The 22,926-nt window shown below is 62.5% G+C and carries 18 protein-coding genes; 7 read left to right on the top strand and 11 right to left on the bottom strand.

Annotated features, from left to right (window positions below):
- Positions 1 to 39: 39 nt before the first annotated feature.
- The 3 genes from ACZY0R_RS40750 (at position 40) to ACZY0R_RS40740 (ending at position 3,666) form a co-directional block, all read left to right on the top strand.
- Entirely contained in the window at positions 40 to 1,125 is a 1,086-nt protein-coding gene (locus ACZY0R_RS40750; protein ID WP_488867162.1) for a threonine ammonia-lyase, read from the top strand.
- An 81-nt stretch (positions 1,126 to 1,206) separates the two neighbouring features.
- Positions 1,207 to 2,193 (top strand): Bug family tripartite tricarboxylate transporter substrate binding protein, encoded by a 987-nt coding sequence (locus ACZY0R_RS40745; protein ID WP_488867160.1) that lies wholly within the window; start codon positions 1,207 to 1,209, stop codon positions 2,191 to 2,193.
- Between the two features lie 12 nt (positions 2,194 to 2,205).
- Positions 2,206 to 3,666: an N-acyl-D-amino-acid deacylase family protein gene (locus tag ACZY0R_RS40740; protein WP_488867158.1), complete on the top strand. Its 1,461-nt coding sequence runs from the start codon at positions 2,206 to 2,208 to the stop codon at positions 3,664 to 3,666.
- Between the two features lie 44 nt (positions 3,667 to 3,710).
- Here the strand turns inward: ACZY0R_RS40740 and ACZY0R_RS40735 are convergent, their stop codons facing one another.
- The 8 genes from ACZY0R_RS40735 to ACZY0R_RS40700 all read right to left on the bottom strand — a co-directional run bounded on the left by ACZY0R_RS40735 (position 3,711) and on the right by ACZY0R_RS40700 (position 14,470).
- The gene (locus tag ACZY0R_RS40735) at positions 3,711 to 5,018 is read right to left on the bottom strand and encodes a sensor histidine kinase (RefSeq protein ID WP_488867156.1); all 1,308 of its coding nucleotides are present in this window, start codon (positions 5,016 to 5,018) and stop codon (positions 3,711 to 3,713) included.
- Positions 5,019 to 5,044: 26 nt separating this feature from the next.
- Positions 5,045 to 6,079, bottom strand: a complete 1,035-nt coding sequence (locus ACZY0R_RS40730) for an IS630 family transposase (protein ID WP_488856757.1) — start codon at positions 6,077 to 6,079, stop codon at positions 5,045 to 5,047.
- Positions 6,080 to 6,166: 87 nt separating this feature from the next.
- Positions 6,167 to 6,847 carry a winged helix-turn-helix domain-containing protein gene (locus ACZY0R_RS40725; RefSeq protein ID WP_488867154.1) on the bottom strand — a complete coding sequence of 227 codons (681 nt, stop codon included), beginning with the start codon at positions 6,845 to 6,847 and terminating at the stop codon, positions 6,167 to 6,169.
- 213 nt (positions 6,848 to 7,060) lie between these two features.
- Complete coding sequence (locus ACZY0R_RS40720) at positions 7,061 to 8,557, bottom strand: efflux transporter outer membrane subunit (protein WP_488867152.1); 1,497 nt, start codon at positions 8,555 to 8,557, stop codon at positions 7,061 to 7,063.
- A gap of 1 nt (position 8,558) precedes the next feature.
- Positions 8,559 to 11,723, bottom strand: a complete 3,165-nt coding sequence (locus tag ACZY0R_RS40715) for an efflux RND transporter permease subunit (RefSeq protein ID WP_488867150.1) — start codon at positions 11,721 to 11,723, stop codon at positions 8,559 to 8,561.
- A gap of 14 nt (positions 11,724 to 11,737) precedes the next feature.
- Positions 11,738 to 12,964, bottom strand: a complete 1,227-nt coding sequence (locus tag ACZY0R_RS40710) for an efflux RND transporter periplasmic adaptor subunit (RefSeq protein WP_488867148.1) — start codon at positions 12,962 to 12,964, stop codon at positions 11,738 to 11,740.
- A 476-nt stretch (positions 12,965 to 13,440) separates the two neighbouring features.
- A complete protein-coding gene (locus ACZY0R_RS40705; RefSeq protein ID WP_488867146.1) occupies positions 13,441 to 13,794 on the bottom strand; it encodes a hypothetical protein in 354 nt (117 codons plus the stop codon).
- 1 nt (position 13,795) lies between these two features.
- Positions 13,796 to 14,470, bottom strand: coding sequence for a heavy metal response regulator transcription factor (locus ACZY0R_RS40700; protein ID WP_488867144.1), 675 nt, complete (start codon positions 14,468 to 14,470; stop codon positions 13,796 to 13,798).
- A gap of 288 nt (positions 14,471 to 14,758) precedes the next feature.
- Here ACZY0R_RS40700 and ACZY0R_RS40695 point away from each other — a divergent pair, with 288 nt between their 5' ends.
- Positions 14,759 to 15,748: a COG4280 domain-containing protein gene (locus ACZY0R_RS40695; protein WP_488867142.1), complete on the top strand. Its 990-nt coding sequence runs from the start codon at positions 14,759 to 14,761 to the stop codon at positions 15,746 to 15,748.
- A gap of 233 nt (positions 15,749 to 15,981) precedes the next feature.
- On the opposite strand, the gene ACZY0R_RS40690 is transcribed toward ACZY0R_RS40695, so the two are convergent.
- Together ACZY0R_RS40690 and ACZY0R_RS40685 are read right to left on the bottom strand one after the other, a co-directional pair.
- Positions 15,982 to 16,875 (bottom strand): NAD(P)-dependent oxidoreductase, encoded by an 894-nt coding sequence (locus ACZY0R_RS40690; protein ID WP_488867140.1) that lies wholly within the window; start codon positions 16,873 to 16,875, stop codon positions 15,982 to 15,984.
- 124 nt (positions 16,876 to 16,999) lie between these two features.
- The gene (locus ACZY0R_RS40685) at positions 17,000 to 18,037 is read right to left on the bottom strand and encodes an aldo/keto reductase (protein WP_488867138.1); all 1,038 of its coding nucleotides are present in this window, start codon (positions 18,035 to 18,037) and stop codon (positions 17,000 to 17,002) included.
- A 112-nt stretch (positions 18,038 to 18,149) separates the two neighbouring features.
- On the opposite strand from ACZY0R_RS40685, the gene ACZY0R_RS40680 reads away from it, so the two are divergent.
- Together ACZY0R_RS40680 and ACZY0R_RS40675 are read left to right on the top strand one after the other, a co-directional pair.
- Positions 18,150 to 19,052 carry a LysR family transcriptional regulator gene (locus tag ACZY0R_RS40680; protein WP_488867136.1) on the top strand — a complete coding sequence of 301 codons (903 nt, stop codon included), beginning with the start codon at positions 18,150 to 18,152 and terminating at the stop codon, positions 19,050 to 19,052.
- A 452-nt stretch (positions 19,053 to 19,504) separates the two neighbouring features.
- Positions 19,505 to 21,069, top strand: a protein-coding gene (locus ACZY0R_RS40675; protein ID WP_488859618.1) for an IS3 family transposase whose coding sequence is annotated in 2 segments (ribosomal slippage) — positions 19,505 to 19,943 and positions 19,943 to 21,069 — 1,566 coding nt in all. Because the reading frame shifts where the segments join, the coding sequence is not laid out codon by codon here.
- Here the strand turns inward: ACZY0R_RS40675 and ACZY0R_RS40670 are convergent.
- Positions 21,032 to 22,009: a GlxA family transcriptional regulator gene (locus tag ACZY0R_RS40670; protein WP_488867134.1), complete on the bottom strand. Its 978-nt coding sequence runs from the start codon at positions 22,007 to 22,009 to the stop codon at positions 21,032 to 21,034. The two genes, ACZY0R_RS40675 and ACZY0R_RS40670, sit on opposite strands and share 38 nt — an antisense overlap.
- A gap of 126 nt (positions 22,010 to 22,135) precedes the next feature.
- Here ACZY0R_RS40670 and ACZY0R_RS40665 point away from each other — a divergent pair, with 126 nt between their 5' ends.
- On the top strand, positions 22,136 to 22,777 hold the full coding sequence (locus ACZY0R_RS40665; RefSeq protein WP_488867132.1) for an HD domain-containing protein: 642 nt from the start codon (positions 22,136 to 22,138) through the stop codon (positions 22,775 to 22,777).
- Positions 22,778 to 22,926 lie beyond the last annotated feature (149 nt).

The following is a 22,926-nucleotide window of genomic DNA, read 5'->3' as shown; positions in this document are numbered from 1 at the left end:
CGCTCCCCGCCTTTTTTCGACCACCCACTCGACTCCTCCATGCAGCCGACCGAACCGCAGGATATTCATCTGGCACGACCACGACCCGCGCACGCGATCCGGCACGAGATGCTGGGTGACATGCGCGTTCCCGATTTCGCCGACGTCGAACAGGCGGCTGAAGACATCGCTCCCTATGTCGTCCGCACCCCGCTGCTGCGTTCGCCGACGCTCGATGCCATTGCCGGCGCGCCCGTCTGGCTCAAGGCCGAGAGCCTGCAGGTCACGGGTTCATTCAAGGCACGCGGCGCATTCAATGCGCTGCTATCGCTGCGCAGCGACCAGCGAGCAAAAGGCGTGATCGCCTATTCCACCGGCAATCACGGGCAGGCGATCGCCTGGGCCGCACGGCAGCTCGGCGTTGCGGCGACCATAGTGATGCCGGTCGATACGCCACGCAACAAGGTCGAGCGCGCGCTGGCCCAAGGCGCGCGCGTCGTTCACTACGACCGCCGCCATGAAAGCCGCGAAGCGATCGCGATGCGGCTGATCGAGGAATCGGGCGGCACGCTGATTCCGCCGGGCGATCATCCCGCGGTCCTTGCCGCCCAGGGCACCGTGGCACTGGAGGCGTTGCAGGATCTGCCCGAGGCTGCGCTCGACAACCTCGGCCTGTTCGCGGCGCCATGCGGTGGCGGCGGCCTGATGGCCGGTTGCGGTCTTGTCGTCGACACCCTGAGTCCGGGCACGTGGCTGATCTCGGCCGAGCCGGCCGGGTTCGACGACACGGTGCGCTCGCTGCGCAGCGGCCGCAGGGAAACCAATGCCGCGGGCACCACGACGACGTTCTGCGACGCGTTGCAGGCCAGCACGCCGGCTGAACTGCCCTTCGAGATCAACAATTGCTTTCTCGACGGCGCGGTGGCCGTCACCGACGCGCAGGTCTGCACCGCCATTCGCTTCGCGCTTGCGGAACTCCGGCTGCTGGTCGAACCGGGCGGGGCCGTCGCGCTGGCGGCGTTGCTAGCCGGCGTGATCGATCTCGAAGGCCGCGACAGCGTCATCGTGCTGTCTGGCGGCAACGTCGACTTGCCCTTACTTCAAACGATGCTGCAGCCCACTGCAGCCGCCGCACACGGTACTTGAGACAGCCGTATCACCGGCCCCGCGCATCTCGGCGCGGGCCGGCCCTGACGCTAACTTGCCTACCACGAAAGGAACGCCACCATGTCTCTCTTCCGGAATTGTGCCTGGCTACTCAGACGAATTTCGCTGATCGTCGCCGCCATGCTGCTCACGGCGAACGCCTTCGCAGCCTATCCCGAGCGCCCCATCACGCTGATCGTCCCGTTCAATGCAGGCACGACGCCCGACATCGTCTCACGCTTGCTGGCCGATGTCGTCGGCCATGACATCGGGCAGCAGATTGTGGTCATCAACCGCGTGGGCGCTTCCGGCATCATCGGCACGCAGGCCGTGATCAACGCGCCGGCCGACGGCTATACCATTGGCTTCGCGAACGTCGCCACACTTGCAATCAACCAGTCCCTTTACAAGAAGCTGCCCTACGACGCCGACAAGCAACTGGCACCCGTGGCCCTGACCGGCTACGTGCAGAATGTGCTGGCGGTGCGCAAGGACCTCGGCGTGAAGTCGGTCTCCGATCTGATCTCGCTGGCCAGAAGCGCGCCGGGCAAGCTCTCCGTCGGCTCGGGCGGGAACGGTACCACGGGCCATCTCAGCGCCGAGATGTTCAAGGCGATGGCGGGCGTCTCCATCACGCACGTTCCCTACAAGGGCGGTCCCGAAGCGGACCTCGCACTGATGCGAGGCGAAGTGGATCTGGTCTTCGAGAACATCACGTCGATCGCGCCGTATCTGAAGAGCGGCAGCGTCGTGCCACTCGCCGTCACCGGCGCACACCGCGACAGCCGCCTGCCGAAGCTGCCGACCATGGCGGAGACGGGACTGAAGGATTACCAGGCAGTGGCATGGACTGGCTATGTCGCGCCCGCCGGGACTGACCCGCAGATACTCGACCTGCTCAACAAGGCCTTCAACAAGGCGGCCAACTCGGACGCCATGAAAATGCGGCTGGCCGACATGGCGTATGAAGTCTCTACAGGGGAGCGCGGAGCCTTCTTCGACCGCGCCCGCAAGGAGCGACCCGTCTGGGCCGCAGTGATCAAGAGTTCCGGCGCGGCCGTCGACTGAGGAGAGCCGGACATGGCGCATTTTGACATACTGATTCGTGGCGGCACAGTGGTCGACGGCACCGGCGCACCGCGCAGGCTCGCCGACATCGGGATCGATGGATCGCGTATCGCTGCGCTTGGCGCACTCTCATCCGACACCGCTGCGCTGGTAATCGACGCGCGTGATCGTATCGTCGCGCCCGGCTTCATCGACTCGCATACGCACGATGACCGATATCTGACGCTCGATCCGCTGATGCCGGCCAAGCTCAGCCAGGGCGTTACCACGGTCGTGACAGGCAATTGCGGAATCAGCCTTGCGCCCTGGCGCGCGGCCGCGGGACAGACTGTTCCGCCGCCACTTGACTTGCTGGGGGATGACCCCGCCGTGTTTCGTTTCGCTGCGTTCGGCGACTATCTCGCTGAGTTGGAGCGAAGTCCCGCGGCCGTCAACGCAGCTTGCCTGCTGGGCCATACGACGCTGCGGATCGCCGCGATGGCGCGGCTGGACAGGGCGGCGACCGAGGGCGAGATCGCGGCGATGCAGGCCTTGCTGCGCGACGCCATGGAGAGCGGGGCCATCGGGCTTTCGACGGGTGCCGCCTATCCCACTGCAATGCCGGCCACGACCGGGGAAATGGCCGCCGTGGCGGAGGTCATGCGCGGCTCCGGCGGCGTCTACGCCAGCCATCTACGCGATGAAGGCGATCGGATCCGCGAGGCGCTCGACGAAGCCTTCGAGGTCGGCGCCGCGGGCGACGCGCCGGTCGTGGTCTCGCATCACAAGCTGATTGGTCCAAAGAATCATGGCCGCTCGGTCGAGACGCTTGGGCATATCGCGCAAGCCATGCGGCGTCAGCCGATAGGTCTCGACTGCTATCCATACATCGCCGGCTCCACCATTTTGCGCAAGGATCGGCTCGCGATGTCGAGCCGCGTCATCGTGACGCGTTCGGTACCGCATCCCGAGTTCGCCGGACAGGACCTCGATGCCATCGCGGCGACAATGTGCCTCTCGCCCGAGGACGCCGTCGATGCGTTGCAGCCGGCTGGCGCGATCTACTTCCTGATGGACGAGCAGGACGTGCAGCGCATCCTCGCCTTCCCCGCAACCATGATCGGCTCCGACGGACTGCCCCACGATTGCACGCCGCATCCGCGTCTGTGGGGCACATTTCCACGGGTGCTGGGGCATTACTGCCGCGACCTCGGGCTATTCTCACTCGAGCAAGCTGTGCATAAGATGACCGGCCTGACAGCCCGCTACTTCAGGCTGCCGGGGCGCGGAATCCTGTCGCACGGCAACTTCGCGGATATCACCATCTTCGATGCCGCCCGCGTGGCCGATATGGCGACCTTCGCGCAGCCCGTCGCGCGCGCCAAAGGCATCGAGACCGTCATCGTCAATGGCACCCTCGCATGGAGCGGCGGCGAGAGCACGGGCGCCCGTCCCGGGGCGGTGATCCGCCGGAACGATACGTCTCCCGGTTGATCATTCGAAACCAGTTCACCAACGCGGGCGGTCGGCTGGCCGCCCTATGAAAACAGGATCAGCGTCGCTCTCAACCCAGGATGATTGTCGGTCAATTCGAGCACGCCACCGTGCTGCTTGGCGACGGCGGCCACGAGACTCAGCCCCAATCCCACACCCGGAGTACTGCGACTTGCGTCGCCGCGGTAGAAGCGTTCGAGAACTTTTGGCTTCTCTTCTTCGGGGATGCCGGGCCCGTCGTCCGAAACGGCAATCACGATTGCCCCGTCCGGGCGGCTCGCGGCCTCGACCGTGACCCTCCCATTTTCCTGAGCATACTTTAGCGCGTTGTCGATCAGGTTCCCGACCGCCTGTGCAAGCAGCAGGGGATCGCCGGCCAGCGTCAGTGGCCCGGAGGACGCGAAAGAAAGCGCGACCCCCTTCAGTTCTGCCACGGGTTGGTAGAACTCGGCGGCTTCGCCTGCTACCGTCGTTGCATCCACTTCAATGAAGCCGGAGCGGCGCGTGCCAGAGTCAATCTCCGCCAGGCGCAGCAGGGCGTTGAAGATAGCAATAACGCGGTCCACGTCCGCGATTGCACCTTCGATCTCGGCGAAGGTTTGTTCCGGGCGAGGCCGGGTCACCGACAGTTCCTCCAGGCGGTAACGCAACTCCGCCAACGGTGTGCGCAGGTCATGCGCGATAGCATTGGACACGTTTCGGATGCCCTCAAACAGGTGCTCGATTTGATCCAGCATGCGGTTTTCGGTCTCCACGAGCGTGTTGAGCTCGTTCTCACCGCCATAAGCCGGCAACCGATGTGTGAGATTTCCTTGCATGATGGCGGAAGCCGTCTGGTTGATGTCGTGGACCTTGGAAAGTATCGTGCGACGTATCAGCGCTCCCCCTGCTACGCCAAGCAGCAAAACGATGCTGGCAGCACCAACCAGTCCATACAAGAACAACGTTTCGAGCTTTTCAAACCGACTGACGTCACGCCCCAACAAAAGGTGATACCCACCGGGGAGTGTCTGATGCAACAGCACGGCTCTAACCACACGTCCGCCTACATCAATTGACGCTACTTGCGTCCCTGTCGATGCGGAAGCCTCGCGAGGCCATGCGGGTAGATTGCCGGCACGCTTCGCCCATGTCGGATCGGCGAACAGAATGATAGTGTTCTCCACGTCTTCGAGTTGCCCGCCCACCCGTGTTTCGATTGCTGCTACAAGGGCAGCGGCGCCATGTTTGGCGAATAGATCCATCATATTCTGCGCTTCCGCCTGAAGCACCTCGGTTCTGCTTTGCTCGATCGTGTTGCGCCAGGCATACCAGAGCGGTGTGGCGAACAGGGCGAGCGCAACCAGGCTCACGGCGACATAGCCGAGCGCTAGATTACTCAGCAGTCAGAAATATATGCGACAGAAGGATGGCGGAAGAATGAGCGTACAAGCGTCGGGTTTTCCGCCACGGTTTGAAGCTGTTCGTTAACCTTTTGTTGCAGGTCCTCACCTTTACGAAGAGGCCTGCGTGCCACACCTGTGCGCTTGGTATGACTCCACACCAACTCGTCTGGATTAAGGTCGGGCGAGTAGCCAGGCAAGAAGTGCAATGCGAGCTTGCCCTTTGTCGATTGAACGTAGCGCTTCACGCATGCCTTCTTGTGCGCGGGCAGTCCATCGACCACCATGTGCACGCTGTTTTTTCGCCCGCGCATCAACTTTTTGAGGAGTTCGACGAACAGCTCTCCCGTCAGACCGCCTTTGTAGGTGGCGAACCAGAAGGCCCCCTTGGAGTTGACCGCCGACGCGGCACTGATGCTCTGGCGCTGCCCCGGCCGATCGATCACCGGGGTCTTGCCACGCGCACCCCATGTCTTGCCATGCACGGTGTCGGCACGAAAGCCAGACTCGTCCCAGAAGAAAATGTCAGCCTTCTGTGCCTTTGCCGCCTTCGCGATGGCAGGAAAGGTCTCCTTGCGCCATGTCTCAACGGCCATTGGATCGCGTTGATAGGCGCGTTGCAGTGGCTTTTGCGGCGTCAGTCCCCTGCGCGCCAGAAGCGCACCGATGCTAGCCAAGGACAGATCCACTCCGAATTTTTCTTCCACCAACAACTGAACAATCTGGCGCGTCCACAAACCAAAGTCAAAACCGTATTGCGTCGGATTCTTGCCATTGATCCAGCGAAACACCTGGGCTTCTTGGCTGTTCGTGAGTTTGCGTGGCCTGCCACTACCTTTGGTTGAGCGCAAAGCCTGCAAGCCCTTGCCGCGGCCCATGGTCATAGCGCGACATCGGAAGGCCCAGGAACGATGCATGCCAAAGGACTTGGCCACGTCCTCGGGATGCTCACCCTCCCTCATCCGCTGCACCGCCAGTACGCGCATTTCCTCAAGGGTGTTATGCGCCAAGGTTCGTCCATCTCGTTTCATTAACGTCGGATTTCAACAGATCATGGAAGTTCAATTTTTGTCGCATATATTTCTGACTGCTGAGTAAGCGCCGAAAAACGCAGCAGCTTACTCATCGGCCGTCAGCATGTAGCCGGCATTGCGAATGGTCCGCAGCAATTGCCGACCGCTGCCGGCATCGATCTTCTGGCGTAGTTTGCTGACGTGAACGTCCACGACATTCGTCTGTGGGTCGAAATGATAGTCCCACACGTTCTCTAGCAGCATGGTCCGCGTCACCACCTGGTTGGCATGGCGCAGCAGGTATTCCAGCAGCTTGAATTCGCGCGGTTGCAGCGCGACGGTCTTGCCCGCGCGCGTTACCTTATGGGACAGCAGATCCATGGACAGGTCATCCAGCGTCAGCGTTGTCTCTGCGCGACCGTCCTGCGAACGCCGCAGGAGCGCGTCGAGCCGTGCCAGAAGTTCGCCGAAGGCAAATGGCTTGACAAGATAGTCGTCACCGCCGCTCTTGAGGCCACGAATGCGATCATCGACATCGGAAAGGGCGCTGAGGATCAGGATCGGTACCTTGTTGCCGGTCCTGCGCAACGCCTCGATGATCCCGAGGCCGTCAATGCCGCCGGGCAGCATGCGATCCATGATGATCGCATCGTAAGGTTCGCTCGCGGCGAGGAACATGCCGTCGCGCCCGTTGTCGGCGTGATCCACAGTATGCCCCGCTTCACCCAGTCCCTTCCTCAGATATTGGGCGACACGCTCGTTGTCCTCGACAATCAATAGTTTCATGATAAATCCGCCTTAACAGTTTGATTGCGAGAAGCCGTTCTCGCGCGGAATCCCATATCCACGCATCGTCTGGGGAAATATTAGCCACGGCGCTATTCCGTTGCCAGCACCCGGGCATCCAGACGCAAATCGTCGCACCATAGGGGACAAAGCAGCACTTTCGCCACGCCGCGGACCGTGAAGCGCTGCGCATCGTTTCTATGGTGGCCCATGTCATAGAACCGTCGGGGACGGTGAACCCGCCGTTGCGCTTGCCGTCGCGGTGTCAGCCGGCCGCGGCTCGTCCCCGGTGCGCTCGATCCAGCCGCCCCCGAGCGAGCGGTACAGGTCGACAAGACTGGTGAGGCGGTTCAGGCGTGTCGTGACCAATGCCAGCTGTGCGTTGTACAAGTCGGTCTGCGCGGTCAGTACGCTCAGATAGCTGTCGGTCCCGCTCGCATAGAGCATATTTGCCAGCTCCAGCCGACGCTGCTGGGCATCGGTGTAGCGCTGTTGCGCTGCCAACTGATCGTCGTAGGTCCCGCGCGCCGCAAGCCCGTCGGAAACCTCGCGGAAAGCGGTCTGGACGGCCTTCTCGTATTGCGCGATGCCGATGTCCTTCTGAACCGTAGCGACATCCAGGTTGGCTTGATTCGCGCCGGCGGTGAAGATCGGCATCACCAGCGACGGTATGAAGGACCATGCACTGGATCCCGCTGCGAACAAGCCGCCAAGTGTCGCGCTGGCGGTGCCGAGCGCGCCTGTTAATGAGATGCGCGGAAAGAATGCCGCACGCGCGGCGCCGATGTCCGCATTTTCCGAACGCAGGACTGCTTCGGCCTCCAGGATGTCCGGGCGGCGCTCCAGCAGGTCCGAAGGCAGTCCGGCTGGTATGTCGGCGAGGATCGGCTGGGCGCCCAGCCTTACAGGAGGAGGCAGGTCGAGCGGCAACGGCTCGCCGACCAGCAATACCAGCGCATTCTCGGCCTGCGCGCGCAACCGGATCTGGGCGGCGTAGTTGGCTTGCGCCTGTTCCACGGTAGTCTGTGACAGGCGTAAATCCAGCTCCGACGCGGTGCCTGTGTCGAATTGCAGCTTGACGATTTTGTATGCCGCCTGCGCAGTCGTCAAGGTACTCTGCGTCACCGCGAGTTGCTCGTCATACGCCAGAGTGGTGAGGTACTGGTCGGCGATTTGGGACACCAGCAGGATCTCCGCAGCCTGACGCGCGTGCGCGCTCGCCAGATACTGCTCGAGCGCCGCATCCGTCAGGCTTCGAAGGCGGCCGAAGAAGTCAATCTCCCAGGAGGCAGAGAGACCTGCCGAATAGTTGGAAGAGGCATTCGCATTGCCGGTGGAGCCCCCTCTCGACGCGCTCTTGGTCGAAGCGCTCGCACCGGCGCTTACCTGCGGATACAATGCCGCGCGCTCGATGCGGTATTGCGCCTGGACTTTCTCTACGTTCAGCACTGCGACGCGCAAGTCACGGTTGTTCACCAGTGCGAGCTCGACCAGCCTCTGCAGGCGAGAATCAGGGAGGAAATTGCGCCAGCCGATATCCGCGGCCGGCAGCATTGTGCTGCCCGCCCCGACTGAGGGGGCCTTGTGGGCCTCGCCCGCGGGAAACACCGTAGCCACCGGCGCTGCCGGCCGCTGATACACCGGCTGCAGCGAGCAGCCGGCTGCAAGGGTCATGAGTACCGCACCGGCGGCGCATCTGTACAGCTTCATTTCAATGTCCTCCCGCGGTAAGGTCGGGGGCCGCCGTCGAGGGCATCGCCGGCGGGGACGGTTGCTTCTTCCTGGCCAGCTTGTTGCTGATCACGACATAGAACATCGGGATCATGAACGTCGCCACAAACGTGGCGGTCAACATCCCGCCTATCACGCCGGTGCCGATCGCGTTCTGGCTGGCCGAGCCTGCACCGTGCGCCAGCGCAAGTGGCAGCACGCCCAGCACGAAGGCCATTGAGGTCATCACGATCGGCCTCATCCGCATGTGTGCCGCTTCGATTGCCGCCTGGAGCGCTGTGAGGCCTTGCGCGTGACGCTCACGTGCAAACTCGACGACCAGGATCGCATTCTTTGCCGACAAACCGATTGTGGTGAGCAGGCCAACCTGGAAGTACACGTCGTTGGACAAGCCCATCAATGAGGTGGCACCGAGCGCGCCCAGGATCCCGAACGGCACCACCATGATGACGGAGACCGGAACCGTCCAGCTTTCATACAAGGCGGCGAGGCTCAGGAACACCACGAGGATCGATAGCCCGTACAGAAACGGCGCCTGCGAGCTCGACTGCTGTTGCTGCAATGAGGTACCCGTCCACTCGAAGCCGACGCCCGGGGGCAGTTGCTTCGCCAGTCGTTCCATGGCTAGCATTGCCTGCCCGGAGCTTTTGCCCGATGCTGCCTGGCCCTGGATCTCCATGGCCTCGACGCCGTTGTAGCGCTGCAGGATAGGCGGGCCATATGTCCACGCCGACGTGGCGAAAGTGGAAAACGGAACCATGGTACCGCCGCTGTTGCGCACATAGAGTAGGTTCATGTCGTCCGGGTTCATCCGATAAGGGGCGTCGGCTTGCACGTACACCTTCTTGATGCGGCCGTCGGTATCGAGGAAGTTGTTGACATAGCGCGAGCCCCAGGCAGTCGAGAAGGTCTGGTCGACGTCGCTTATGCTGACGCCGAGGGCGGCGGCTTTCTCGCGATCGATCTTGACCTTGAACGTGGGATTGTCTTCTTGCCCGCTAAAGCGTACCTGTGCGAGGTCCGGATCCTGATTTGCCAGGGCAAGGAGCTGGTCTCGGGCTTTGACTAGCGCGGCATGGCCGATCCCGCCGCGGTCTTCGAGCTCAAAGTCAAAGCCGGCAGCGACGCCCAAGCCTCGGATCGGCGGTGGGCTGACGGGAAAAATGGTGGCATCCTTGTTCGAGGCGTAACGCTTGATGATGCGCTCGGAGAGCGCCTTGGCGGTCAGTTCGGGAGTGGTCCGCTGGCTCCAGTCCTTGAAGCGTACGAACAACTGACCTTGGCTCTGACCGCGTCCGGCGTTGTTGAAGCCGTTCACCATGAAGGTAGCGTCGACCATGGCCGCTTCGTCCTTCAGCAGATAGTTGCTCACCTCGTCGAGTACCGCACCGGTGCGCGCCTGCGTGCCGCCTGGCGGCGTCTGGACCTGGACGAACATAAAGCCCTGATCCTCGTTTGGCAGGAACGACGTAGGCAGGCGGACGAACATCACGCCCACGGCCCCCACCACGGCCGCGTAGATGAGCAGCCAACGTCCCGACCGGGCGGCGACATGACGCACACCATGCACATACTGGTCCCGCCCCTTGTCGAAGGTGCGGTTGAACCACCCGAAGAATCCTCCCTTCTCAGCATGGTCCTCGCGCGGCGGCTTCAGGAGCATCGCGCACAATGCGGGCGTGAGCGAAAGCGCGACGAACACCGACAGGAGCATCGATGAAACGATGGTAAGCGAGAACTGGCGGTAAATCCCGCCGACCGTGCCGCTGGAGAACGCTACCGGCACGAACACCGCGCATAGCACCATGGCCACGCCGATCAGCGCACTGCTGATCTGTCCCATCGCCTTGCGGGTTGCCTCCAGGGGGGACAGCCCTTCCTCGTGCATCACGCGCTCGACGTTTTCGACCACCACGATGGCATCGTCCACCAACAGGCCGATTGCAAGCACCAGGCCGAACATCGACAGCGTATTGATCGTGAAGCCAAGTGCCGACATCACGCCAAACGTGCCCAGCAAGACCACCGGCACGGTGATCGAGGGAATCAACGTGGCGCGGATATTCTGCAGGAACAAGTACATCACCAGGAAGACCAGGACGATGCCTTCCAGCAGGGTCTTGACAACATCATCGATGGAGACCTTGACAAAAGGCGTGACGTCGTTCGGGTAGACCACCTTCAGCCCGTGCGGGAAATACGGCTCCAGTTCCTTGATGCGTGCCCGTATCGCGGCGGCCGTGACCAGCGCGTTTCCCCCTGGTGCCAGCTGGATACCAATGCCGGATGCCGGCTGGCCACTGTACTTGTTGTCGACGTTAAAGCTCTCCGCGCCGAGATTGATGCGCGCGACATCTCGCAACCGTACCTGGGAACCGTCCGGCAGCACCTTGAGCAGGACGTTGCCAAAATCCTCGCTCGTTCGCAGCAGCGTTGATTCTGTAATCGTCGCGCTCAATTGCTGATTCTGCACAGCCGGCGTACCGCCGAGCTGGCCTGCGGAGATCTGCACGTTCTGGCTTTGCAGCGCCGTAGTGACGTCGATCGGGGTAAGCGAGTAGCTATTGAGCTTGGTCGGATCGAGCCAGATCCGCATCGCGTACTGCGTGCCGAAGACGTTCATGTTACCGACGCCATTGATTCGGCTGATCGGATCCTGAACATTGGAGACGACATAGTTCGCGATGTCGAACTTGTTCATGCTGTTGTCGGCCGACACAAAGCCGATCACCATCAGGAACGCGTTAGTAGACTTGGTGACGCGGACACCCGACTGCTGAACCTGAGCCGGCAGCAATGGCACCGCCAGCTGCAGCTTGTTCTGCACCTGGACCTGTGCGATGTTCGGGTCTGTTCCGCTGGCGAACGTGAGCGTGGTGGTCGACTGGCCGGTATCGTCGCTGGTCGATGACATGTAAAGCATGTTGTCGATCCCGCTCATCTGCTGTTCGATCACCTGGACCACGGTGTTCTGCACTGTCGTCGCCGAGGCGCCCGGATACGTGGTGCTGATCTGGACCGAAGGCGGCGCAACCGGCGGAAACTGCTCGATCGGCAGCGACTGAAGCGCCAATGCACCTGCCAGCATGATGAGGATAGAGAGGACGATCGCGAAGATCGGCCGGTCAATGAAGAATTTTGCCATTGCGAAGCCCGCCCTTATTTTGCTTGCGCAAGCTGGGGTGTTCGCGGCGTTGCGGGAGCGCCGCCCGTGTCCGCACTTGCAGCGGCCCGCGCGGTGCGGCTCGGGGCCTCGACCGCGTGCACCAGCTTCCCGGACTGCACGTTCTGGCCGCCGGCCACGATGATCCGATCGCCCTCCTTCAAACCGCCGGTGACTACCCACTTGTCGCCCAGCATGGTCTGCGTCTGAATCGTGCGTTGCACGACTTTGCTGTCAGGACCGACGACAAGGGTGGTGGCTTGGCCCTGCGGGTTGTGGCCAACGCCGGGGATGGGGACGAGAAGCGCGTTATCATTCACGCCCTGCTCGAAGCGGGCGCGCACGAACATGCCCGGCAGAAGGACATTTCTTGGATTCGGGAAGAGCGCGCGTACTGTCACCGAGCCGGTGGCCGGGTCGACAGTAATGCCGCTGAACTGGAGCGTACCGCTGATCGGGTACTGCGTACCGTCCTCCAGCGTGAGCGTTACCTTGGCCTGGTCCAGGCCGTTCAGCCTTACCTGGCCACTGGCGAAGTCGCGACGAAGCTGCAACCCGGCGACGCTTGCCTGGTTCAGGTCGACATAGATCGGATCGATCTGCTGCACGGTGGTCAGCAATGTGGCGGCGCTTCCTTGCACATAGGCGCCCTCGGTGACCTGCGAAATGCCACTGCGGCCCGCAATCGGCGATACGACGTCGGTGTATCCCAGGTTGAGCTTTGCGATCGTAACCGCCGCCTTGCAGGCCGCGACATCGGCGGCGGCCTGGCTCTGGGCAGCGACCGCATTGTCGTAAGCCTGTTTGCTGATGGCGTTGCCGGCAATAAGGACCTTGTAACGGTCCGCCTGCGCCGTCGTCATAGCGAGATTCGCTTCCGCTTTTTGCAGCGTCGCTTCCGCGCTATTCAACGCCGCGCGATACGGTGCCGGATCGATCTGGTACAGCGGTTGGTTCGCCTTGACATCAGCGCCTTCCTGGAAGCTACGCTTTTGTATGATGCCATCAACGCGAGCACGGACCTGCGCAATGAGGTAGGCGGAGGTGCGGCCCGGGAGTTCCACGGCGACCGGAACGCTGGTCCGCTTGACGGTGACCACCGTGACTTCCGGAGTCGGTGGCAGCGAACTCGCGCGCTTTGCGGGACCGCAACCCGCGAGCGAGAGCACTGCCAACGTTGCAGCAAGACAGGCACAGCGCCAATGTGTTTTGCGAAGATACATAACTCCAACCCCAGTTTGTGAAGAGCGGCCGTTGCACTTTGCACGAGCGCGAGTTAAGGCCGGATTGGGGGTTGGTTAACAGTTGTTAATGTCTGACGGAAGGAGTGAGCGGACCTGCGCGGGGCGTGCAAGAGATCCCGATTGCGGTGGGTCGATGGCGGGCGAGGCTTCCCGGAGGTGATCAACGTCATATTCTCCGCCCCCCAACGTCGGAACACTGCCGACGGGGCCAGTTTCGGGCTGTCGTGGCGGTGCTCGCAATCGGGCTCGCGTGGCCATTCCTGGGCGAATCGCGGGTGAGCGCACTGGCGCAGGTGCATATTGAGTGTCGAGCCAAAGCAGTGCGTGAACGCAACCACGCCGATGTGCGCCCCGGGGACGGGGACTGAACCGCGTGCCGATGGCGCAGTGATGCCGGCGGCGCCCAAAAGCCGCTCCTGCTTCCTGCAACCGCGCGACCGATCTCGAGGGCCGCCTTAAGGGTGTTCCTGCGCGTGCGGGAGCAACACTTGCGTGCGCACAGCCGGCAGGTTGCAGATGGGCGTGCGGAAATCATGCGCCAGTTCGACCGACAACCGGGATAGCCGCTCGAAGGTCTCGCGCGTGGGCCATGAGCGAATTGCCTCGAGGCCGATCGGAGAAGCGGGCACGCCCTGCCCCATCAGATCCTCGCGCACGCGTCCCGCCTTGCGCAGCAACTGCGCATCGTTGCGGCAGATCACCTGCGTAGCCAGCGCGCGATACCGGTAAGTGCCCGCGCCTCCAGACACAATCGCAGCGACCAGGCAAAAGGCGAACGCCAGGCGGGCGATGAGCGGAAGAGCCCGCACCTCAGGACTGCCGGCGCTCCAGCACATAGCCAATGCCGCGCACGCCATGGATCAGCTTGGGCTGGAAATCGTCATCCATCTTGGCTCGCAGGCGGCACACCGCCACGTCCACGGCATTGCTGTCGCTGTCGAAATTCATCTCCCAAACGTGGGAAGCGATCTGTGTGCGGCTCAGGACCTCGTTTTGCCGGCGCGCCAGGAAATGTAGCAGCGAAAACTCGCGCGGCGTGAGTTTGATGTTGCGCCCTGCACGCGTCACGCGGTGGCGGATCAGGTCGATCTCAAGGTTTTCGATCTCGATGCGGTCAGCCGCACGCACCGGGCCGCGTCGCAGCAGCGTACGCACCCGCGCCAGCAGCTCGACGAAAGCGAAGGGCTTGACGAGATAGTCGTCGCCCCCGAGCTTCAGGCCACGTACGCGATCCTCTACCTCGTCACATGCGCTCAGGAACAGCACCGGCGTGTCCTTGTGCTGACGCAGTCGCTCGAGCACTTCCCAGCCGTTCAAGCCGGGCAGCATCACGTCCAGGATAATCAAGTCGTAGCTCACCTCCACCGCCTGGTGCAGGCCATCGGTACCGGTCACGGCCAGGTCGACGACGAAGGAGGATTCAGTGAGCCCCTTGCGCAGGTATGCGCCAGTCTTTGGCTCATCTTCCACTACCAGAATTCTCATGCTCTTCCCCGTCTAGCCAATGCCGGCAAGGCGCGCCGCGCTTACCTTGCATGCTTGGATGATAGCCCCAGCCACGGTGGCCTTGGATGACAAATCCGTAATTGAATTGACAGCGTTTCCGGGCCCTTCGCTCCCTAGAATCCACTGCCGTAGCTCCCTTGCGCTACGGGCGGACGACGAATTCAAGCTTTGGCGCTGGTGCTGGAGGCCTGCGCATTGCCTGAAGAGCCGGCCTCACCGTCCCTGCGCCCTGAAGAAAATCGTCAGCCTGGAAGATAGGAGAGGAACATGATGCAATGGACTTCGGCAGGACCATCGATACTCGCAGCATTCATGGCCTCCATGGTCGAGTTCGTGGAGGCGCTCACCATCGTACTGGCGGTTGGCGCCGTCCGCGGCTGGCGTTCGGCGCTGCTGGGAACAGCGGCCTCGCTAGCCGCTCTGACGCTATTAGTCATAGCACTAGGCTCCGCGCTCGCCAGGATTCCGCTGCCGGTGGCCCAACTGGTCGTCGGTACCATGCTGCTGCTCTTCGGTCTGCGCTGGTTACGCAAGGCAGTGCTGCGGGCGGCGGGCATCTTGCCGCTGCACGACGAAGCGCAGGCGTTCGCTCGGGAAACCGATGTCTTGCGGCGGCAAGGCAGGCCATCCGGCGGGGCGATCGATGCGGTGGCCTTCGCGACCGCATTCAAGATCGTGATGCTGGAAGGGATCGAGGTGGTCTTCATCGTCATTGCGATTGGTGCGAGCGGGCGAATGATCCTGCCTGCGTCGATTGGCGCTGCCCTTGCCTTGCTGTTCGTTGTGGCGCTCGGGTTTTGGCTGCATCGGCCGCTGGCCAAGGTTCCGGAAAATGCCCTCAAGTTCGGTGTTGGTGTCATGCTCGCCGCTTTCGGAACCTTCTGGGTGGGCGAGGGCATCCACGTTTCGTGGCCGGGCGAAGACTGGGCAATCCTGGCGCTTATTGGCGCCTTCCTCGTTGTTGCGCTGGGCATGGTTCGCCTCTGCGGGCATCTGCGTAACACGTCCCCCGCATTGCCAAATGCAACAGCCGCCGTTCGTCCACCCGCTCAAGGCCGTCTCGCGAAGGTGACCGAGGAACTGGTGGGACTCTTCGTGGACGACGGCTGGCTTGCGATCGGCGTGGTCCTCTGGGTGCTGGCAGCGTGGAGACTCGGAGCAATGCATGCGGTCCTTGCTGTGGCGGAGGGACCGCTGTTCGCGGTGGGACTGACGGCGCTGCTCGCTGCTAGCGCTGTCCGCCGTGCGCGCGCCTGAGCAGCGACCGAATAAATCGTTGCTCCTCCTCAATGAGGCGCCGCGCGCTCTACTCGAGCCATGTCTGGTCCCCACAGCACCGCGAGCGTCGACGAGTTCGAGATTCGTCATCGTGGCCAGGCAACCAGAAGTGATCGCGGACGGCTATGATCTTTTAGGGGCAAAGACCCTAAGACTATGCCGCTGAGCCGCAAAGCCTGGAAGACATGACGGTTCAAGCGGCGGGGCGAACGCTAAACCTGCTTGCGCAGCCCTGCTTCAGTCAATGCGCAAAGCGCAAATGCAGACCAGTCGTGCTCAGCGCCAATGCCTTGCGAGCGCACAGCAAGGAAGCGATCGTGAACGAGGCTCGCGAGCGGCAGTGGAACGCCAAGCGCTTCGGCGGCCGCCAGCATCAGGCGATTGTCCTTCTGGCCGAGGGGGAGTGCAAAGCCCGCCGGCTGGAACCGCTGCGACGCGATCATCGGTCCATAGATCTTGTACGGCGGCGCGTTGAAATTTGAACTTGTCAGCAGTTCAACGAAGCCCATCGGGTCAATTCCGGCCTTGGCCGCCACCGCGCATGCTTCGCCCAACGTCTCGATGATGACGGACAGCATGAAATTGCCTATCAGCTTCACAAGGTTCGCCTGCGACGGATCGGCACCAACGATACCGACGGACTGCCCCATCTGTTGAAGTAGTGGCACCGCAACGCTCAGATGCTCGTCTGTGCCCGCGGCCATGATGAAGAGCTTGCGCGCCGCGGCTGCATCGGGTCGGCCAAACACCGGCGCCGAAACGAATCCCACCCCGGCTTCCCGATGCAGCACGGTGAAATCCTGTGCGGTGGCCACGCCAATCGTGCTCAGCGAGATATGCAGCGCGCCCCGTTTCAAGCCCGCGAGGATCCCCATCTCGCCGAACGTAACCGATGTGAGTGCGGCATCGTCGGCTACCATTGTAAACACGACGTCCGCCAAATACGCAGCCTGCGCGGGACTTTCCACGACCGTGGCACCAGCCTTGCGAAGCGGTTCGGTACGTGCAAGGCTACGGTTGAAAACGTGCACCTTGTGCCCGTCCTCGACAAGGTTCATGGCAATCGCGGCGCCCATTGAGCCAAGCCCGATGAAACCAATCTGCATGATGAAACTCCGAATGATGAAATATGCTGACAAAGCAGCGTTCAGACTGCTGCCTGATGGATCTGGTGGTTGACTTTCGGCTCGATCGCGTCGCCCATCCTCTGGCAATGAAAAATAGTTCGTCCTAGCGCAGCGACGGCGCCATGAAATCCGGACCGATTGGATCCGTCACATGCTGTGCGAGCAACGCATCGATATCGGCCTTGTCCTGCGCGCTCAACACCCATCCAAACGCGTCCTTGATGCCGCGTAACTGGTCCGGACGACGCGCACCCCACAGCGCAATGGTCGGTCCCTGGTCGAGAATCCAGCGGATCGCCAACGCCAGCACCGATTTGCCATGACGCTCGCGAGCCAGCACTGCGAGCGCATCGACGGCCGCCAGGTACTGCGCGAAACGCGGCTGGTGGAACTTCGGGTCCACATTGCGCAGGTCATCGCCGTCGAACGTTGTGGACTGGCTCATTCGCCCGGACAGCAGGCCACGGCAAAGGGCACCATAAGCCAGCACGGCAAGTCCATGCTCGCGCGCATACGGCAGTACGTCAGCTTCGATCGCTCGCTCGAACAGGTTGTATGGAGGCTGGACTGCCGCGAGCTTCGTGGCTGCCGAAAACGCGTCCATCTGCTGTGGCGAATAGTTGCTGACGCCGATGGCGAGTATCTTGCCTTCGGTGCGGAGTTTTTCCAGTTCGGCCGCGGTTTCCGCGAATGGCACCAGTGTGTCCGGCCAGTGCACCTGATACAGGTCAATGTAATCGGTGCGCAACCGGCGCAATGAATCCTCTATTTCCTGTCGGATACGCGCCGGTGTCGAGTTGCGCCGCACGCCGCCATCGCCCCATTCGAGCGCAACCTTGGTCGCGATCACCGCACGCTCGCGCATACCGGTCAGCGCCTTGCCAACCACCTCTTCGGAATGGCCGAAGCCATAGACCGGTGCGGTGTCGATCAAATTGATGCCCTGATCGAGCGCGTTGCGGATCGTCGCCACGGACGCATCGTCGTCAGTTCCGCCCCACATCCAGCCGCCTATCGCCCAGGTGCCCAATCCGATACGCGATACCGGGATAGGGATGCCTTCAATATGTGTCGTCTCGACGTTCATGTTTAATAACTCCAATCGGTGGTTGGCTCCGGGCGTCGGCCTGCCATCTTCCACCGCCCTGGACGCGTAGAATCTAACTCATATCTCGTTGAGTGGAATTCAACGCTCCATTGAAATAAGCGGCCCCGCCCCCCTCCCTCTTGCCCCTTCCCCACTCCGGTCTCCCATGCCTGCTTTCACGCGTTCCGAACTTGCGGATCTGAATGTTTTCCTCACCATCTGCCGCCGGCGCAGCTTCCGGCAATCGGCCGTCGAATTGGGTGTGTCGACATCGGCGCTGAGCCACACTATGCGCAAACTCGAAACCAGGCTCGGCGTGAAGCTGCTCAACCGAACCAGTCGCTCGGTGCTGCCGACTGCGGCGGGCAGCGCACTGGCAGAACAGCTCGAAAAGGGCTTTGAGACTATCGGAGCGGCAATCGATCATCTCGAACGCTACCGCACATCGCCGATCGGCCGATTGCGAATCAATGTGCCGCGCGATGGGGCGCGTCTGCTGATCAGCCCGATACTGCCAGCATTCCTCGATGCGTATCCGGACATCCAGCTCGACATCACGGTCGACGATCGCCTGATCGACATCATTGCCGACGGCTACGACGCCGGCATCCGCTACGGCGACACGGTCGCAGGTGACATGATCGCAGTGCCTCTGACGCCGCCGTTGCGCTGGGTGGTGGTGGGATCTCCCGCATACCTGGCGCGGCGCGGACGGCCAGGAAGCCCAGACGACCTGATGCGCCACTCGTGCATCCGGATGCGCATCGGCGACAACTCGCTGTATCGGTGGGAACTCGGCCATGGCCCGCAGGCGCTCGAACTCGACGTGCCTGGCTCAATGAGTGCGAACGAATCCGACACGGTCGTCGATGCCGCGCTAAACGGTGTCGGGCTCGCGTACTGCCTCGAACGCCGCGTCGCCGACGACATCGCGGCCGGTCGGCTTGAAGTGGTGCTGCCGGAATGGTCGGTCGCCGGTCCGCCCATGGTGATGTACTACCCGAGCCGGCGGCAGACGCTGCCCGGCCTGCGTCAACTGATAGACATGATCCGCTCGGCGAACACGTGACAACACGTGAGGGTTGGAAGCGCGGGAGAGTGCCCTTCCCCCCTATGCGCGGCAATTAGGATTGCCCTATCCGTTCACGATGGAGATCGTGCACACTATGGCAAACGAAGAACAAGCGCTGCGCGAGCGTGCCAGCCCACCCTTGACGGCGCCAACTCCGGCACGGTTTCTGCCTATCAAGGTTGAACGACCGGAGGCATCGGTTGATGTCGCCGCGGCGGTTCCGGACTAGCGCGATGGCTCGGCGGAATCCGCGAACGACAGGTGGTTTCCGCAGGCCTTCCCTAAAGCGCCGCCATTCCTCTAGCCCCCGACGTTACGCGCCGGGACAGGTCATGCCCGGGCATACCGCTTCCTGTATTCGGCCGGCGTGATGCCGACATGCTTCCCCCCGCGTCAGAATAGATGTCGCCCAGATAGAATCTGAACCTTGGGGGCGATAAGAGATGGAAGTGGCTCGATACGGACAAGTGTTTAAGGACCGTGCAGTAGCGCGGTTGTTGCCGCCGGAGAGTGTGGCGGTGGAAGTGGTTTCAAGGGAACTGGGTGTGGCAGTGGCCACGTTGGAGCGGTGGCGTGCGGATGCGCTGTCCATGCCCGCTCGCGAGCGGGCATGGACAGCGCCTGCCCGGCTGGAGGCTGTAATCGCCACGGCGGCCATGGACGAGACTGCGCGCAGTGCTTGGTGTCGCGAGCACGGTGTGTACCCCCAACAGCTTGAACAGTGGCGCCAAGCCGCCACGCAGGCGCTGGCTGAACCGGAGGAGGTGCGCGCCAGTCCGAAGCAGACCCAGCATGATCGCCGCCGCATCAAGGAGCTCGAACGCGAGTTGCGGCGCAAGGAGAAGGCGTTGGCCGAGACTGCTGCATTGCTGGTACTTTCAAAAAAAGTCGCGGCGATCTTCAACAAGGGCGAGGACGAATGATCGGCCTCGAAGATCGCCAGACTCTGGCCCGCGACATCGAAGTGGCGCACGCTGCTGGGGCAAGGCTGCACGCGGCCTGCGAGACCGCTGGCATCAGCGCGCGCACGCTGCAGCGTTGGACGGACGGCCAAGGTCTCATATCGGGTGACGGCAGGCCCCAGGCGGTGCGGCCAATGCCCGCTCATGCCCTCACCGAGGCTGAGCGCGAGCAGATCCTGCGCGTGGCCAACGAGCCGCGCTTCGCCGATATGCCGCCGGCGCGCATCGTGCCCATGCTGGCCGACGAAGGCGTGTACCTGGCCAGCGAATCGAGCTTTGGCCGCGTGCTGCGCGCGCATGGCCAGAGCCGGCATCGAGGCCGCGCCAAGGCGCCCCGTCAAAGCCGCCCGCCCACCACGCACGTGGCTACCGCACCGCGCCAGCTATGGTGCTGGGACATGACGTACCTGCCTGCCGAGATCACCGGGCGCTGGTTTTATCTGTACCTGATCCTGGACGTGTATAGCCGCAAGATCGTGGGCTTCGAAGTCCACGACCGCGACGACGCCGACCACGCGGCGCATCTGGTCAAGCGCACGGCGCTGGCCGAGGGCATCCACGCCATGGCGGCCAAGCCGGTGCTGCACGGGGACAACGGCGCCACACTCAAGGCCACCACGGTGCTGGCGATGTTGCACTGGTTGGGTGTCAAGCCCTCGTATTCGCGTCCACGCGTGAGCGACGATAACGCCTTTGTGGAGAGCCTGTTTCGCACGGCCAAGTACCGGCCGGAGTTCCCGTCCAGCGGCTTCGCCGATCTGAGCAAGGCGCGCGCCTGGGCGGCGCACTTCGTGCACTGGTACAACCACGAGCATCGGCACAGCGGCATCCGCTACGTGAGCCCGGCACAGCGCCACGCCGGGCACGACGATAGGATTCTCGCCGCTCGTCATGTGCTCTATGCCGAGGCCCGCGAGCGCAACCCACGTCGCTGGTCACGCCACACGCGAAACTGGACGCCAATCGGCACGGTCACGCTCAACCCGGAGCGCGAGATTGCCGTGCCCAGCGGTATCAAGCCAGGCGCCAAAAAACAGCGTTTGGCTGCATGAATGAGGCGACATCTGCCTTGACGCGCGCCGGCTTGGTGAAAGCCCGCCTCAACGTATCTGCATTGGTAAAACCGCACTTTGCAGCTACCTGCTTGGGCGCCGCTCTACCAGTCTCCAGCAATTCCCGGACTGCAGTGACTCGTGCCACCTCGACCCAGGCGGCCGGCGTCACACCGACTTCGGCATGGAACAGACGCGCGAAATGGCGCGGACTCAGGCCAGCATGCTTGGCGAGCTTCTCCACACTAAGTTCCAACGCCGGGTTCGCCGCTACCCAACGCTGGACCTCCTGCAGGGCCGAACGCCCGGCAGGACGTGTTTCGCCTTTGCGACTGAACGGAAGCTGCCCCCCAGGACGCTTGAAGTACATGACCAACTGCGCAGCGACTCGCATGGCGATCTCCCTGCCAAAATCCTCCTCCACCAGCGACAAGGCGAGGTCTAGCCCTGCCGTGACACCGGCCGCCGTGCGCAGTTTCCCATCACGCACATACAGCGCGTCTTGGTCGATGGTAACGCATGGGTACGCCTGCGCCAGCTGGTCCACCGCGGCCCAGTGCGTGGTGAGTCGATGTCCATCCAGCAGTCCGGTTGCCGCCAACGCGAAGGCCCCGGTGCAAACTGAGCCGTAGCGTCTGGCACGAGCCGCGCTTGTGCGCAGCCAGGATAGGACTGCGGGCTTCATGCGTATCTGCGCAGCATTCGGTGCGCCTGCGACGAGCAAGGTGTCTATGCAGGTGCTTGCGCCACCGGCCACCTCGTCGGGCACAAGCCGCGCACCGGACGAGCTGCGGATCACCCCGGGCTCGCACGCCACGACGCGCAAGACGTATGCCTCGCGCCCCACCTCCACATTCGCTTGTGCGAACACGTCCAGCGGACCAGCCACATCCAAGAGCTGAACACCTGGTAGCGCCACTATTGCAACCGTTATTGCCATTTCGACGGCAACCTCCCGTACGTCGGTCCGACACGCAAATTGGCAGTATATGACGTATTACGCCGATTGCAGACAACTCCGTGTCGACCGAAAATTGACCTTGACGCCCCATCTTGGAGACATGTCGTGACACTGAATATCGACGGGATCGCGATCCCGGATAGCAAGCTTAGCCGCGAAATCACCGAACTCGTTCGGGACACCGCATCGCCGCTGCTGTTCCATCATTCGAGCCGCGTGTATTACTTCGGCGCCTTGGCCGGCAAGCATCGCGGCCTGAAGTTCGACCCCGAGCTGCTGTACTGCGGCTGCATGTTCCACGACATGGGGCTGACGCACAAGCACAGTAGCGCCTGCGAGCGCTTCGAGGTGGACGGCGCCAACGCTGCCCGTGACTTTCTGCGATACCATGGAATCAACCAGCAAGAGATCGACACGGTATGGACGGCGATTGCCTTGCATACAACGCCAGGGATTCCCCAGCACATGCATCCTGTTGTGGCGCTGGTCACTGCCGGCGTGGAAATGGACGTATTGGGCCTGACCTATCCCGAGTACAGCGACGCTGAGCGTGAAGCGGTTGTCCGCGCGTATCCGCGTGGAGACCATTTCAAGGAACACATCATTCAGGCCTTCTATGACGGCATCAAGCACAAACCCGACACGACCTTCGGCAACGTCAAAGCCGATGTGATCGCCGACAAGGATCCCTCTTTCAAACCTGGGAACTTCTGCAGCGTCATCCGCCACTCGAAGTGGACTGGCTAATCGGGCAGTGGCTTCCACTGGGTTTCAACCGCCCCGCGAATTCGACGGCCTTGCCATGACTGTGACAGAATCCCTACGCCAAACGCTGAAACAAATGTGGGGACGATGCCAGCAGCGCGACCCCGGAGGCGGCGAGCAGGCTCATGACC

This window comes from Cupriavidus sp. F041 (assembly GCF_057814235.1).
The sequence above is the reverse complement of the archived record's forward strand: the minus strand, read 5'-3'. Positions and strand labels throughout refer to the sequence as shown.